The organism is Pseudomonas auratipiscis, assembly GCF_036324085.1.
Classification (GTDB): Bacteria; Pseudomonadota; Gammaproteobacteria; order Pseudomonadales; family Pseudomonadaceae; genus Aquipseudomonas; species Aquipseudomonas auratipiscis.
Genome location: NZ_JAZDCU010000020.1, coordinates 75,121 through 90,234, shown reverse-complemented (window position 1 = coordinate 90,234; position 15,114 = coordinate 75,121). Strand labels below are relative to the sequence as shown.

Below are 15,114 nucleotides of genomic sequence, written 5' to 3'. Positions count from 1 at the left end.
TCGCAACTTGGAGGAAATAACCATGTCCACGGAAAAAGTTAAGTACGGCGTACATTCTGAAGCCGGCAAACTACGTAAAGTAATGGTCTGCTCCCCAGGCCTGGCGCACCAGCGCCTGACGCCGAGTAACTGCGACGAGCTGTTGTTCGACGACGTCATCTGGGTCAACCAGGCCAAGCGTGACCACTTCGATTTCGTCACCAAGATGCGTGAGCGCGGTATCGAAGTGCTGGAAATGCACAATCTGCTGACCGAGACCGTTCAGAACCCAGAAGCGTTGAAATGGATCCTCGATCGCAAGCTCACCCCTGATACCGTGGGTATCGGCCTGACCAACGAAGTACGCAGCTGGATCGAAGGCCTGGAACCACGCAAGATTGCCGAATTCCTGATTGGCGGCGTGGCCGGTGAAGACCTGCCAGAAAGTGAAGGTTCCGGCGTCATCAAGATGTACCGCGACTACCTGGGCCACTCCAGCTTCCTGCTGGACCCGCTACCCAACACCCAGTTCACTCGCGACACCACTTGCTGGATCTATGGCGGCGTCACCCTGAACCCGATGTACTGGCCAGCGCGACGCCAAGAAACCCTGCTGACCACTGCCATCTACAAGTTCCACCCAGAGTTCACTGAAGCTGACTTCGAAATCTGGTATGGCGATCCTGATCAGGATCATGGCAAAGCCACGCTTGAAGGCGGCGATGTAATGCCAATTGGCAACGGCGTGGTTCTGATCGGCATGGGCGAGCGCACCTCGCGTCAGGCCATCGGCCAACTGGCTCAATCGTTGTTCGCCAAGGGCGCGGTCGAGAAAGTCGTTGTCGCCGGCCTGCCAAAGTCCCGTGCAGCGATGCACCTGGACACCGTGTTCAGCTTCTGCGACCGCGACCTGGTCACGGTCTTCCCTGAAGTGGTCAAGGAAATCGTACCGTTCGTCATCCGTCCGGACAGCAGCAAGCCTTACGGTATGGATGTACGCCGCGAGAACAAGACCTTCATCGAGGTGGTTGCCGAATCCCTCAACCTGAAAAAACTGCGTGTCGTCGAAACCGGCGGCAACAGCTTTGCCGCTGAACGCGAGCAGTGGGATGACGGTAACAACGTGGTGGCTGTAGAGCCTGGCGTAGTCATCGGTTATGACCGCAATACGTATACCAACACCTTGCTGCGCAAGGCTGGTATCGAAGTCATCACCATCAGCGCTGGCGAACTCGGCCGCGGCCGTGGCGGCGGTCACTGCATGACCTGCCCAATTGTCCGCGACCCTATCGACTACTAAAACGACCATCAACCCAGCCGCGCCTACCCGGCGCCGGCTGGACCGATTACCGAATTCAAGGAATATCATCATGGCGTTCAATATTCACAACCGTAACCTGCTGAGCCTGGAGCACCACACCCCTCGCGAGTTGCGCTACCTGCTGGATCTGTCCCGTGACCTGAAACGTGCCAAGTACACCGGCACCGAACAGCAACACCTCAAAGGCAATAACATTGCGCTGATTTTCGAGAAAACCTCGACCCGCACCCGATGTGCCTTCGAAGTGGCCGCTTACGACCAGGGCGCCAACGTTACCTATATCGACCCTAACTCCTCGCAGATCGGCCACAAAGAAAGCATGAAGGACACCGCTCGGGTTCTTGGCCGCATGTATGACGCCATCGAATACCGTGGCTTCAAACAGGAAATCGTCGAAGAGCTGGCCAAGTTTGCCGGTGTACCGGTGTTCAACGGCCTGACTGACGAATACCACCCAACCCAGATGATCGCCGACGTGCTGACCATGCGTGAGCATGCCGACAAGCCAATTCACGAGATCAGCTACGTTTACCTGGGTGATGCCCGCAACAATATGGGCAACTCCTTGCTGCTGGTGGGTTCGAAACTGGGCATGGACGTACGCATTTGCGCACCCAAGGCACTGTGGCCACATGACGACCTGGTCGCACGCTGCAAGAAATACGCAGAAGAAAGCGGCGCACGCATCACCCTGACCGAAGACCCGAAAGCCGCCGTCAAAGGCGTCGATTTCATCCACACCGACGTTTGGGTATCGATGGGCGAGCCAGTGGAAGCCTGGGCCGAACGTATCCAGCAATTGCTGCCTTACCAGGTCAACGCCGAGCTGATGAAAGCCACCGGCAACCCTCGGACCAAGTTCATGCACTGCCTGCCAGCGTTCCATAACTCCGACACCAAAGTCGGCAAACAGATCGCCGAGCAGTACCCGAACCTGGCCAACGGCATCGAAGTCACCGACGACGTGTTCGAGTCCCCAGCCTGCATCGCCTTCGAGCAAGCGGAAAACCGCATGCACACCATCAAGGCCATCCTGGTATCGACCCTGGCTGACCTGTAACACCTCTGTAGGAGCGGGCTTGCCCCGCGATGCGATGTGCCCGGCACGTCGTAATCGCGGGCCAGGCCCGCTCCCACATATCACTTCTTCAGAAGGAATTTCATCATGCGTATCGTTGTTGCATTGGGCGGTAACGCCCTGCTACGCCGTGGCGAACCCATGACCGCGGAAAATCAACGCGCCAATATCCGCATTGCCACCGAGCAGATCGCCAAGATCCATCCAGGTAACGAACTGGTCATTGCCCATGGCAATGGTCCTCAGGTTGGTCTGTTGTCGCTGCAGGCGCAGTCCTACAAGCCGGACGAAGCCTACCCGCTTGACGTTCTCGGGGCTGAAACCGAAGGCATGATCGGCTACATCATCGAGCAAGAGCTGGGTAACCTGCTGGCGTTCGAAGTGCCGTTCGCCACCCTGCTGACCCAGGTTGAAGTCGACGGTAAAGACCCGGCGTTCCAGAAGCCGAGCAAGCCAATCGGGCCGGTCTATTCCAAAGAAGATGCTGAGCGCCTGGCGGCAGAAAAAGGCTGGGCGATCGCCCCGGATGGCGACAAGTTCCGCCGTGTTGTCGCCAGCCCTCGGCCAAAACGAATTTTTGAAATTCGCCCCATTACCTGGCTGCTGGAAAAAGGCACCGTGGTGATCTGTGCGGGTGGCGGCGGCATTCCGACTATTTACGATGAGAGCGGCAAGGTGCTCAGTGGCGTAGAAGCGGTGATCGACAAAGACTTGTGCTCGTCCTTGCTGGCTCAACAACTCAAGGCCGACCTGCTGGTTATCGCTACCGACGTCGATGCCGCCTATATCGACTGGGGCAAACCAACCCAGAAAGCCGTGGCCCAGGCCCACCCGGACGAACTGGAGCGCCTTGGCTTTGCCGCAGGCTCCATGGGACCGAAGGTCCAGGCAGCCTGCGAATTTGCCCGCGAAACCGGCAAAGTCGCGGTGATTGGTTCGTTGGCGGATATCGAAAAAATTGTCGAAGGTACTGCCGGAACCCGTGTCAGTACGGCCAAGCCTGGAATAAGCTACCGTTGATGCAGTTGGGCGGACTCAAGGTCCGCCCGTTTCACCCTTCCAGAGGAGCCTTCCATGGCCAAGTTCGAACCCGGTCATCTGCATATCGAGCGCCACGCGCTGACCAAGGATGACTGCAATTACAATCTGTTCATCGACTACGAAGTCACGACCGACCCCAAGGAAGGCAAGGGCATGCAGTTCACCATGCATGGCACCATCGAAGGAAAGGATTTCAAGGAAGTCTTCTTCCTGGCCAAAGAACAGGCCTACAACTTTGCCAGCAACGTGACCAAGATCGCGGAAAAATACGGTATTCCAAAACACCTCAGCAGCATTGGCTCCATGCACAAACCTTACGACGCGATGTTCGAGGATGTGCGTAAACAGCTGAGCATGAAGTCGGGCGACCCGGTAAACCCCGAGCACTTCGAGTAACCCACCCATTCCCTTCACGGGGCACGCCGGCTATCCGACTTGCCCCGCAATTTAAGGCATACTTGCCCTCTTCGGCAGCCTTGAACCCTCTCGCCTAATGCGCATCCACGTCAGTTTCATCGACCGCGTCGGTATCACCCAGGAAGTGCTGGCCCTGCTAGGTGCCCGCAATCTCAACCTGGATGCGGTGGAGATGGTGCCGCCCAACGTCTACATCGATGCCCCGACTTTAAGCCCGCATGTACTTGAAGAACTGCACGACGCATTACTGAACGTACATGGCGTGCAATCGGTGCGCGTGGTCGACATTCTCCCCGGTCAGCGCCGCCACCTGCAACTCGACGCCCTGCTCGCAGCCATGAGCGATCCGGTACTGGCCCTGGACAGCGCCGGCCATGTACTCCTGGCCAACCCGGCGCTGATAGCCTTGTGTGGTCAGGAACCCTCCGATCGCTCGGTAGTCGATCTGTTCGACGACCCCGGCCTTTTGGAGGCACTGATCGAACAGGGCTTCCGCCTGCCAATGCGCGAGGTAGTGCTCAATGGCCAGACCTTGCTGCTCGATGCTACTCCAATCACCAATGCCGGCGCCCTGCTGACCTTGTATCAGCCTAACCGTATCGGCGAACGGCTCTCGGCACTGCATCACGACCACGCTGAAGGTTTTGACGCCCTACTCGGCGACTCGCCCCCCATCCGCACCTTGAAGGCCCGCGCCCTGAGGGTGGCAGCGCTCGATGCACCCTTGCTGATCCATGGCGAGACCGGCACGGGTAAAGAGTTGGTAGCCCGCGCCTGCCATGCCATCAGCAGTCGCCACAGTGCCCCTTTCCTGGCCCTGAACTGCGCAGCGCTGCCCGAGAACCTCGCCGAGAGCGAACTGTTCGGCTATGCCCCAGGCGCCTTTACCGGCGCCCAGCGCGGTGGCAAACCGGGCCTGATGGAGCTGGCCAACCAGGGCACGGTGTTTCTCGATGAAATCGGCGAAATGTCCCCCTATCTACAGGCCAAGCTCCTGCGTTTTCTCAATGACGGCAGCTTTCGCAGGGTTGGCGGTGATCGCGAGGTCAAGGTCAATGTGCGAATCCTCAGCGCCACACACCGTGACCTGGAAAAAATGGTCGCCGAAGGCAGTTTTCGAGAGGACCTGTTCTACCGCCTGAATGTGCTTAACCTCCAGGTTCCACCACTGCGCGAACGCGGCCAGGACATTCTCCTGCTGGCCGGCTACTTCATGCAGCAAGCCTGCACCCAGATTCAGCGACCGTTATGCCGGCTGGCTGCGGGTACCTATGCAGCCCTGCTCGACAACCGTTGGCCGGGCAATGTCCGCCAACTGCAAAACGTGATTTTTCGCGCTGCGGCCATCTGCGAAAGCAATGTGGTCGACATCGGCGATCTGGATATTGCTGGCACTTCGGTAGCCCGCAACCACAATAGCGAGGTGAGCAGCCTGGAACAGGCCGTGGAGGACTTCGAACGCACTCTACTGGAAAAGCTCTACACCAGTTACCCCTCAACTCGCCAACTGGCCAATCGTTTGCAGACCTCGCACACCGCTATCGCCCATCGCCTGCGAAAATACGGCATTCCCACCAAGGTTTGAGCCCTAACGCCCTGTACTGAAAACGCTACAGCGTAGCGATTTCAGTACAGGGCAAGGGAAACGTTGCCCTGCAAGGTTCTGATCCCTTTAAGCTTTTTTTCCTACACTGCGGTGTAGCGATTTCGCTACGGCCCAGACGCACACTCAGCTCATAAATTTCATATCCTATTGTTTTTAAACACATTTTTATAAATGGCAGTGAAATTGCAGAGACAACGCTCATTATCAGGGCTCAGCGCCGAACCTGGGCCACGCCTACCCTTGAGGAGTTTCCATGAGCGAGTTGCGTTTTACCGAAGATCACGAATGGCTGCGGACCGAAGCTGACGGCAGCGTTACTGTCGGCATTACCGCCTTCGCTCAGAACGCCTTGGGTGATGTGGTCTATGTGCAGTTGCCGGAACTGCAAAGCTACGAGCAGGGTGCTGAAGCCTCGACCGTAGAATCGGTAAAGGCTGCCAGCGGCGTGTACATGCCACTGAGCGGTGAAGTGGTCGCTGTCAACGACCAACTTGCAGACAACCCAGAGCTGGTCAACGAAGACCCACTGGGCGAAGGCTGGTTCTTCCGCTTCATTCCAGCCGATGCCGACGCCGTTGCGCAACTGCTCGACCAGGATGCCTACGACCGCCTGATCAAAGCCAACGCTGACGCCTGAGGAATCACCATGACCATCAACCTGGGCACTGCCAACGAATTCATCGCCCGCCATATCGGCCCACGCCAGAATGACGAGCAACTAATGCTCGCGACCCTGGGTTTCGACTCCCTGGAAGCCATGAGTGCCGCGGTCATTCCCGACAGCATCAAGGGCACCAGTGTGCTGGAGCTGGGCGCAGGCCAAAGCGAAGCCGATGCCCTGGCCTCGCTCAAAGCCATCGCTGGCAACAACCAACTGTTCAAGAATTTCATCGGCCAGGGTTACTACAACTGCCACACCCCCGCGCCGATCCTGCGCAACCTGTTGGAAAACCCGGCCTGGTACACCGCCTACACCCCGTATCAGCCAGAAATTTCCCAAGGCCGCCTCGAAGCGCTGCTGAACTTCCAGACCATGATCAGCGACCTCACTGGCCTGCCGATTGCCAACGCTTCGCTGCTCGACGAAGCCACTGCTGCTGCCGAAGCCATGACCTTCTGCAAACGCCTCAGCAAGAACAAAGGTAGCCACACCTTCTTCGCCTCCGTGCATTGCCATGCTCAAACCCTCGATGTGCTGCGCACCCGTGCCGAGCCGTTGGGCATCGAGGTGGTGGTAGGCGACGAGCGCGAGCTCGACGATGTCAGCGCCTTCTTCGGTGCCCTGTTGCAGTACCCAGCCAGCAATGGCGAAGTTTTCGACTACAGCGAACTGGTGGCACGCTTGCACGCAGCCAATGCCCTGGTCGCGGTTGCCGCTGATCTGCTGGCACTGACCCTGCTGACCCCGCCTGGCGAGTTCGGCGCCGACGTCGCCATCGGCAGCGCCCAGCGCTTCGGTGTGCCGCTGGGCTTCGGTGGCCCGCATGCGGCCTATTTCTCTACCCGCGATGCGTTCAAGCGCGACATGCCAGGTCGCCTGGTCGGTGTTTCGATCGACCGCTTCGGCAAGACCGCCCTGCGTCTGGCGATGCAGACCCGCGAGCAACATATCCGACGCGAAAAGGCGACGAGCAACATCTGCACCGCCCAAGTACTGCTGGCCAACATTGCCAGCATGTATGCCGTTTACCACGGCCCACAGGGTCTGAAGCAAATCGCAGGCCGCACCCATGCCTTGACCGCGATTCTCGCCGCGGGCCTCAAGCAGCTTGGCGCCAGCGTCGAAAACCAAGCGTTCTTCGACACCCTGACCCTGGTCACCGGCACCGCCACTGCAACCCTGCATGAGCAGGCGCGCGCCCAACGCCTGAACCTGCGCCAGATCGACAGCCAACGCCTGGGCCTGTCGCTGGATGAAACCAGCACTCAGGCAGACGTGGAAACACTCTGGCAGCTGTTTGCCGATGGCAACGTCGTACCCGACTTCGCGGTCCTCGCCGCCAACGTTCAGGTGCAACTGCCTGTCACTCTGCTGCGCCAATCTGCAATCCTCGAACACCCGGTATTCAATCGCTACCACAGCGAAACCGAGCTTATGCGCTACCTGCGCCGTCTGGCCGACAAGGACCTGGCGCTGGACCGCACCATGATTCCGTTGGGCTCATGCACCATGAAGCTCAACGCCGCCAGCGAAATGATCCCGGTCACCTGGGCCGAGTTCGGCAACCTGCACCCGTTTGCCCCCGCCGAGCAAAGCCAGGGCTACCAGCAACTGACCGACGAGTTAGAGGCCATGCTCTGCGCCGCCACCGGTTATGACGCTGTGTCGCTGCAACCCAACGCCGGCTCGCAAGGCGAATACGCAGGCCTGCTGGCCATTCGCGCCTACCACCAGAGCCGCGGCGATGCCCGACGCGACATCTGCCTGATTCCGTCTTCGGCGCACGGTACCAACCCGGCCACCGCCCATATGGCTGGCATGCGTGTGGTGGTAACCGCCTGTGATGCACGTGGAAACGTCGATATCGACGACCTGCGTGCAAAGGCTATCGAGCACCGCGAACACCTCGCGGCACTGATGATCACCTACCCGTCGACTCATGGTGTGTTCGAGGAAGCCATCGGCGAAATCTGCGCGATCATCCATGACAACGGCGGTCAGGTTTACATCGACGGTGCCAACATGAACGCCATGGTCGGTCTTTGCGCCCCGGGCAAGTTCGGCGGCGACGTCTCGCACCTGAACCTGCATAAGACTTTCTGCATTCCGCATGGCGGTGGCGGTCCGGGTGTCGGCCCGATTGGCGTCAAGTCGCACCTGGCGCCGTTCCTGCCTGGCCACGGCCACATGCAGAACAAGCAAGGCGCGGTCTGCGCTGCACCGTTCGGCAGCGCCAGCATTCTGCCCATCACCTGGATGTACATCCGCATGATGGGCGGCGCCGGTCTTAAACGTGCCTCGCAAATGGCCATCCTCAATGCCAACTACATCGCCCGTCGCCTGGAAGAGCACTATCCTGTGTTGTACACCGGCAGCAACGGTCTGGTGGCGCATGAGTGCATCCTCGACCTGCGTCCCATCAAGGACTGCAGCGGTGTCAGCGTTGACGACGTCGCCAAGCGCTTGATCGACTTCGGCTTCCACGCTCCGACCATGTCGTTCCCGGTAGCGGGTACGCTGATGATCGAACCGACTGAAAGCGAGTCCAAGGAAGAGCTGGATCGCTTCTGCGAGGCAATGATCCGAATCCGCGAAGAAATTCGTGCGGTTGAAAACGGCAGCCTGGACAAGGATGACAACCCGCTGAAGAACGCCCCGCACACCGCTGCCGAAATTGCTGGCGAGTGGAGCCATCCGTACAGCCGCGAACAAGCGGTGTACCCGGTAGCTACGCTGGTCGAAGGCAAGTACTGGCCACCGGTCGGTCGCGTCGACAACGTCTTCGGTGACCGCAACCTGGTGTGTGCCTGCCCATCGATCGAGAGCTACCAGGACGTTTGAGGGGGCTGATCGCGGGTAAAGCGCGCGCCCACACGCAGACTGTGGGCGCGGGCTTGCCCCGCGAATCCCTTCACCATCACGAGGGCACAACCATGTCACTTAGCGTCTTCGACCTGTTCAAGATCGGCATCGGCCCCTCCAGTTCTCATACCGTCGGCCCGATGCGCGCCGCTGCGCGATTTGCCGAAGGACTGCGCCGCGACGATCTGCTAAAGGCCACTACCAGCGTTAAAGTCGAGCTGTATGGTTCGCTGGGTGCCACCGGCAAGGGGCACGGCAGCGACAAGGCCGTGATTCTGGGCCTCGAAGGCGAACATCCAGACAGCGTCGATACCGAAACCATCCCCACTCGCCTGCAGGCCATCCGCAGCTGCGGTAGGCTCAAGCTGTTGGGCGAGCACGACATTGAATTCATCGAGAAGCAACACCTGGCGATGATTCGCAAGCCCTTGGCCTACCATCCCAATGGCATGATTTTCCGCGCCTTCGACAGCGCCGGCCTGCAAATCCGTAGCCGCGAGTATTACTCGGTGGGCGGAGGCTTTGTCGTTGATGAAGACGCCGCTGGTGCCGACCGTATCGTCGAAGACAGCACCGTCCTGCCCTACCCGTTCAAGACTGCCAAGGAACTGCTTGGCCACTGCACTGCACTGAACCTCTCGATCAGCCAGGTGATGCTGGCCAATGAAGCGGCCTGGCGTACGGAAAGCGAAACCCGCAGCGGGCTGTTGCGTATCTGGCAAGTGATGCAGGACTGCGTGGCCGCCGGTTGCCGCAACGAAGGCATCCTGCCGGGTGGACTGAAGGTCAAGCGCCGGGCAGCCGCGCTGTACCGCCAGCTCTGCAGCAACCCCGAAGCAAGCCTGCGTGATGCCCTCTCGGTACTGGACTGGGTCAACCTCTACGCACTGGCGGTAAACGAAGAAAACGCCTTCGGCGGACGCGTGGTTACCGCCCCCACCAACGGCGCCGCCGGAATCGTGCCTGCGGTACTGCATTACTACATGCGCTTTATCAACGGAGCCAATGAAGATGGCGTCGTGCGCTTTCTGCTGACCGCGGCGGCCATCGGCATTCTCTATAAGGAAAATGCTTCGATCTCCGGTGCCGAAGTCGGCTGTCAGGGCGAAGTCGGGGTCGCCTGTTCAATGGCTGCCGGCGCTCTGTGCGAAGTCATGGGTGGCAGCGTGCAACAGGTGGAGAACGCCGCCGAAATTGGCATGGAACACAACCTGGGCCTGACCTGCGATCCAATTGGAGGATTGGTTCAGGTGCCTTGCATCGAGCGCAACGCAATGGGCTCGGTGAAGGCTATCAATGCGGTGCGAATGGCCCTGCGGGGTGATGGTCAGCATTTTGTTTCTCTCGACAAGGTCATTCGCACCATGCGCCAGACCGGCGCCGACATGAAAAGCAAATACAAGGAGACCGCCCGCGGCGGTCTGGCCGTCAACATCATTGAATGTTGACACCCTCTCAAGTCCCAAGGAGTCATCAATGTCCACCGAAACGCTGCACAAGACCCCGTTGCATGCCCTGCATCTGGAACTGGGCGCACGCATGGTGCCTTTCGCAGGCTACGACATGCCGGTCCAATACCCTCTGGGCGTGATGAAGGAGCATTTGCATACCCGTGAACAGGCGGGTCTGTTCGATGTCTCACACATGGGCCAGATCCGGCTGACCGGCGCTAACGCTGCCAAGGCGCTGGAAACCCTGGTTCCGGTGGATATCATCGATCTGCCAGTGGGTATGCAACGCTACGCAATGTTCATCAACGAACAGGGTGGCATCCTGGACGACCTGATGGTTGCCAACCTGGGCAACGATGAACTGTTCCTGGTGGTCAACGCCGCCTGCAAGGACCAGGACCTGGCCCACCTGCGCAAGCACATTGGCGAACAGTGCCAGATCCAGCCATTGTTCGAAGAACGCGCACTGCTGGCCCTGCAAGGCCCGAAGGCAGTCAATGTGCTCGAGCGCCTGGCACCAGAAGTAGCCACCATGACCTTCATGCAATTCAAGCCTGTGCAACTGCTTGGCGCCGACTGCTTCGTCAGCCGCTCCGGCTACACCGGTGAAGACGGCTTCGAAATTTCCGTTCCGGCCGAGCAGGTCGACGCCCTGGCCCGCCGACTGCTGGAAGAACCAGAAGTAGCGGCAATCGGCCTCGGTGCTCGCGACTCCTTGCGCCTTGAAGCCGGCCTGTGCCTGTACGGCCACGATATGAACACCCAGACCACCCCTATCGAGGCCAGTCTGCTGTGGGCAATTTCCAAGGTGCGCCGCACCGATGGCGAACGCGCAGGGGGGTTCCCAGGTGCCGAGCAGATTTTCGCCCAGCAGAAGAACGGCGTCGTTCGCAAGCGTGTGGGCTTGTTGCCACAAGAGCGCACACCGGTACGTGAAGAGGCAGAGATTGTCGATGAAGCCGGTTCGGTCATCGGTAAAGTTTGCAGCGGTGGTTTCGGTCCAACCCTGACCGCGCCGGTGGCAATGGGTTATCTCGATACTGCCCATAGCGCAATTGATACACCGGTCTGGGCTATTGTTCGCGGTAAGCGGGTCGCGATGAAAGTTAGCAAGATGCCGTTCGTTGCCCAACGCTATTACCGGGGCTGAAACGATAGTTGAAACTTTGTGTCATAACGCGTTCGGATTTTCGAATTCGAACGTGTTTTATAACTTTCGAAAAGCGCCTCTGCACGGTCTGGGATGAGCAAAAAAAAATCGACCGAAGGACAGCTAAAAGGTAGAGAGGGAGCGGCTTCCAGGGCTTGTTTTTGCCAACTGAGTTAGCGTAGAGTCACTGCACTGTGTTTGCATGGGTCGCTATGGTTCGTGACCTGGGCAGTAGCGCTGAGATTTGCTACAACCCGTTCGACGTCTCTTACTTTCCTGCAACCCAGCCCAGTACTCTTTCATTTGGAAGAAGCTGTTACTAATTCTAAGTTTCAAAGGAAATAAGACAATGTCCCAACGTCAGAGCGGTACCGTCAAGTGGTTTAACGACGAGAAAGGTTTTGGTTTCATCACTCCAGAAAGCGGTCCGGATCTGTTCGTACACTTCCGCGCTATCCAGGGTAACGGCTTCAAGAGCCTGAAAGAAGGCCAGAAAGTTACCTTTATCGCCGTGCAAGGCCAGAAGGGCATGCAGGCTGACGAAGTTCAAGCCGAAGGCTGATCTTCCTCAACAAAGAGGCCCCTGCTGGCAACAGCAGGGGCTTTTTTGTGCGCGCTCGGTGACCACGCACTGGCACGGCGAAAACAACCTGGCAGCTAAACCGTGCCACAGGGCAACGATTTTTCCGCGCAATTCCGTAGAATGGCTCCTTTTGCCCAAGGAGGGCACTTAGTATGCCCAAGCAGTTGTTGCAGCCCCAGGGTGATTACCCCACCGTCGGCCTCGGCCGGCGCCTGGCTGCCATGTTCTATGACTTTCTTCTGTGTACCGCATTGCTGATCGTGACCGCTGGCATCTACAAAATGATCCAGATGGCGATTATCGGAGAAGCGCAAATGCGCGCAATGACCGATGCTGGCGCATTGGACGGTGATCCGCTGCTGTCGACGGTGCTGCTGTTCGTGCTATTCGGGTTTTTCGCCAAGTTCTGGACCCACGGCGGACAGACGCTCGGCATGCAGGTATGGCGCATTCGCGTACAGAACGCCGACGGCAGTGCCATCAGCCTGTGGCAGGCCCTGTTGCGTTTCGTCGTCTCCATCGCCTCCTGGTTGTGCCTGGGCCTGGGCTTCATATGGTCGCTGCTCGACAAGCGCCAGCGTACCTGGCATGACATGTACTCCGAGACGCAACTGGTTCAGCTACCCAAGAGCAAAAAGTGACAGGCCCAAAAAAGCCGACCCTGGGGTCGGCTTTTTTACGCGCGTGTACTCAACCCGCTCGACGCAGCATCCACAATCCTGCACCCGCACAGATCGCCGCGGGTATCACTACCGCCAGCAGCGGTGGGAAACCGAATACCTGGCTGGACGGGCCCAGCAGGTCCTGGGCAATGCGGAATACAAAGCCTACCAGTACACCGGTAAACACTCGCTGACCCAAGGTCACCGAACGCAACGGACCGAAGATGAAGGAAATAGCCATGAGCACCAGCGCAGCGGTAACCATCGGCTGCAACACCTTGGTCCAGAAAGCCAGCCAGTAGCGAGCATTGTTCAGGCCCTGGTCGGACAGATAATGGATGTAATCCCACAAGCCTGTAATCGATAGAGATTCTGGTGCCAGCACCACGGTGTTGAGCAGTTGCGGGGTAACCGTAACATCCCAGCGCTCTGCCGGCGCCTTGACGACTTCGGTGTGGTCACCACGAAAATGCGTGGTGGTCACGTCGCTCAACTGCCAGTGGTCTTCCTGGTATTGCGCACGGCGCGCAAAGCTCGAGGTAACCAGGTGCCGTTCGTTATCGAAGCGGTAGCGGGTTACCCCGTACAGCAGGCCATTGGGCTGCACCGAGTTGATGTGCACGAATTCGTCGCCCTGGCGGTGCCACATACCGCGCTTGGAGCTCTGGGCGTTACCACTGCCCTGAGCCAGGGAGCGGTCGGCCTGGGCTTTGTTTTCGGTTACTGGGGCCAGATACTCACCGATCAGGATACCGGCGAGCATCAGTACCAGCATGGGCTTCATGACCGCCCAGACGATGCGTCCGATGGAAACCCCGGCAGCACGCATGATGGTCAGTTCGCTGCTGCTGGCCAGGCTGCCCAGGCCGATCAGGCAACCGATCAGGGCTGCCATTGGCAGCATGTCGTAAAGGCGCCGCGGCGCGGTCAGCAACACGAAGTTGCCCGCATCCATCAGGGTGTAGCTGTCCGTGATATCGCCCATCTCATCGATAAAGGCAAACAGCGATGCCAGGCCCAGGATGATCCCGAGCACGGCAAGAATGGCCACCAGCACACTCCTGCCGATGTAGCGGTCGAGCTTAACCATGGGCCACCTCCGCACGACGCGCGGCACGCTTGAGGCGCAATGGCTCCCAATACATCAAGCCCAGGCCGATGAGCAGGAACAGTCCGTGGACCCACCAGATGCCAAGGCCGATCGGCAACTTGCCTTTTTCCAGGGCACCGCGCACGGCAATCAGCATAGTCAGATACGCCATATACAGAAGAATTGCCGGCAGCAGCTTGAGGAAGCGGCCCTGGCGAGGATTGACCCGTGACAGCGGCACTGCCAGCAGGGTTACGACGAATACCAGCAGGGGCAACGACAGACGCCATTGCAGCTCGGCACGCTCGCGTCGCCCGTCGCTAGCCAACAGCTCGGAGGTCGGAATAGCCTCGCGATCAGTGATTTCTTCGCTGACCTCGGGCTTGGGCAGCAATACGCCATAGGTGTCGTACTTGATGGCACGGTAGTCGGCCTGTCCAGGGTTGCCATCATAGCGATAGCCGTTTTCCAGGATCAGGTAACGGTTGCCGTCGGCACCGATTTCCTGGCGACCCTTTTCAGCCACCAGTACCGAGGGTGCACGCTCTTTGGTCTTGTCCTGGGAGAAACGCTTCTCGGAAATGAACACTCCAGCCAGGTTGCCACGATCTTCAGACAGTTGTTCGGTGTAAGTGACACGGCTGCCATCGCGCAAGGTCTGGAAACGGCCCGGTACCAAGGTATCGAACTCGGTCAAGGCATCCTGCTGGTTGATGATCTGAGCAACTTTGGTAACACCCTGCGGTGCCAGGCCCAGACTCAACCAGGCTACCAGCACTGCCACCAGCGCAGCCGGGGCCATAGTCATGCCCAGCAGACGCTGCTGGCTCATGCCGGTGGCCGAGAGCACAGTCATCTCGCTTTCAAGGTACAGGCGACCGTAGGCCAGGAGAATCCCCAGGAACAACCCCAGAGGCAGAATCAGTTGCAGGAAACCCGGCAGCCGATAGCCCATGATCAGAAAAAGCACACCCGGATCGAGTATGCCCTGGGCCGCCTGGGCCAGGTACTTGATGAAGCGCCCGCTCATGATGATCACCAGCAGCACGGCGCTGACGGCACTCAAGGTCACCAGGACCTCGCGGGATAGATATCGGAAGACGATCAAACCAGACACTCCTGGGTTGTCAGGCTCGGACAGCCAAACAAGAAATCCATAACAGCCAAGATAGTTGCTGGCTCGCCTGAGCGAACCTGCACAAAAGTTGGCGCA

At 58.9% G+C, this 15,114-nt stretch carries 13 protein-coding genes; 11 read left to right on the top strand and 2 right to left on the bottom strand.

Annotated features, from left to right (window positions below):
* Positions 1-22: 22 nt before the first annotated feature.
* The 11 genes from arcA to V0R60_RS22785 all read left to right on the top strand — a co-directional run bounded on the left by arcA (position 23) and on the right by V0R60_RS22785 (position 12,790).
* Positions 23-1,279: an arginine deiminase gene (gene arcA, locus V0R60_RS22835; protein WP_136477937.1), complete on the top strand. Its 1,257-nt coding sequence runs from the start codon at positions 23-25 to the stop codon at positions 1,277-1,279.
* 70 nt (positions 1,280-1,349) lie between these two features.
* A complete protein-coding gene (locus V0R60_RS22830; protein WP_028942868.1) occupies positions 1,350-2,360 on the top strand; it encodes an ornithine carbamoyltransferase in 1,011 nt (336 codons plus the stop codon).
* A gap of 105 nt (positions 2,361-2,465) precedes the next feature.
* Entirely contained in the window at positions 2,466-3,398 is a 933-nt protein-coding gene (gene arcC / locus V0R60_RS22825; RefSeq protein WP_136477938.1) for a carbamate kinase, read from the top strand.
* A gap of 54 nt (positions 3,399-3,452) precedes the next feature.
* Positions 3,453-3,815, top strand: a complete 363-nt coding sequence (locus V0R60_RS22820; protein ID WP_136477939.1) for a DUF5064 family protein — start codon at positions 3,453-3,455, stop codon at positions 3,813-3,815.
* Positions 3,816-3,912: 97 nt separating this feature from the next.
* Positions 3,913-5,421, top strand: coding sequence for a sigma-54-dependent transcriptional regulator (locus tag V0R60_RS22815; protein ID WP_136477940.1), 1,509 nt, complete (start codon positions 3,913-3,915; stop codon positions 5,419-5,421).
* Positions 5,422-5,695: 274 nt separating this feature from the next.
* Positions 5,696-6,079 carry a glycine cleavage system protein GcvH gene (gcvH, locus tag V0R60_RS22810; protein WP_136477941.1) on the top strand — a complete coding sequence of 128 codons (384 nt, stop codon included), beginning with the start codon at positions 5,696-5,698 and terminating at the stop codon, positions 6,077-6,079.
* Positions 6,080-6,088: 9 nt separating this feature from the next.
* On the top strand, positions 6,089-8,944 hold the full coding sequence (gene gcvP, locus V0R60_RS22805; RefSeq protein ID WP_136477942.1) for an aminomethyl-transferring glycine dehydrogenase: 2,856 nt from the start codon (positions 6,089-6,091) through the stop codon (positions 8,942-8,944).
* A 92-nt stretch (positions 8,945-9,036) separates the two neighbouring features.
* Complete coding sequence (locus V0R60_RS22800) at positions 9,037-10,413, top strand: L-serine ammonia-lyase (protein WP_330080727.1); 1,377 nt, start codon at positions 9,037-9,039, stop codon at positions 10,411-10,413.
* A gap of 28 nt (positions 10,414-10,441) precedes the next feature.
* Positions 10,442-11,566: a glycine cleavage system aminomethyltransferase GcvT gene (gene gcvT, locus V0R60_RS22795; protein ID WP_136477944.1), complete on the top strand. Its 1,125-nt coding sequence runs from the start codon at positions 10,442-10,444 to the stop codon at positions 11,564-11,566.
* A gap of 349 nt (positions 11,567-11,915) precedes the next feature.
* Positions 11,916-12,128: a cold-shock protein gene (locus V0R60_RS22790; protein ID WP_007931076.1), complete on the top strand. Its 213-nt coding sequence runs from the start codon at positions 11,916-11,918 to the stop codon at positions 12,126-12,128.
* Between the two features lie 173 nt (positions 12,129-12,301).
* Entirely contained in the window at positions 12,302-12,790 is a 489-nt protein-coding gene (locus V0R60_RS22785; protein ID WP_330080726.1) for an RDD family protein, read from the top strand.
* 49 nt (positions 12,791-12,839) lie between these two features.
* On the opposite strand, the gene lptG is transcribed toward V0R60_RS22785, so the two are convergent.
* Positions 12,840-13,901, bottom strand: a complete 1,062-nt coding sequence (gene lptG, locus V0R60_RS22780) for an LPS export ABC transporter permease LptG (RefSeq protein WP_136477946.1) — start codon at positions 13,899-13,901, stop codon at positions 12,840-12,842.
* Positions 13,894-15,009 carry an LPS export ABC transporter permease LptF gene (gene lptF, locus V0R60_RS22775; RefSeq protein ID WP_330080725.1) on the bottom strand — a complete coding sequence of 372 codons (1,116 nt, stop codon included), beginning with the start codon at positions 15,007-15,009 and terminating at the stop codon, positions 13,894-13,896. Before lptF ends, lptG begins: the two co-directional genes overlap by 8 nt.
* Positions 15,010-15,114: the final 105 nt, after the last annotated feature.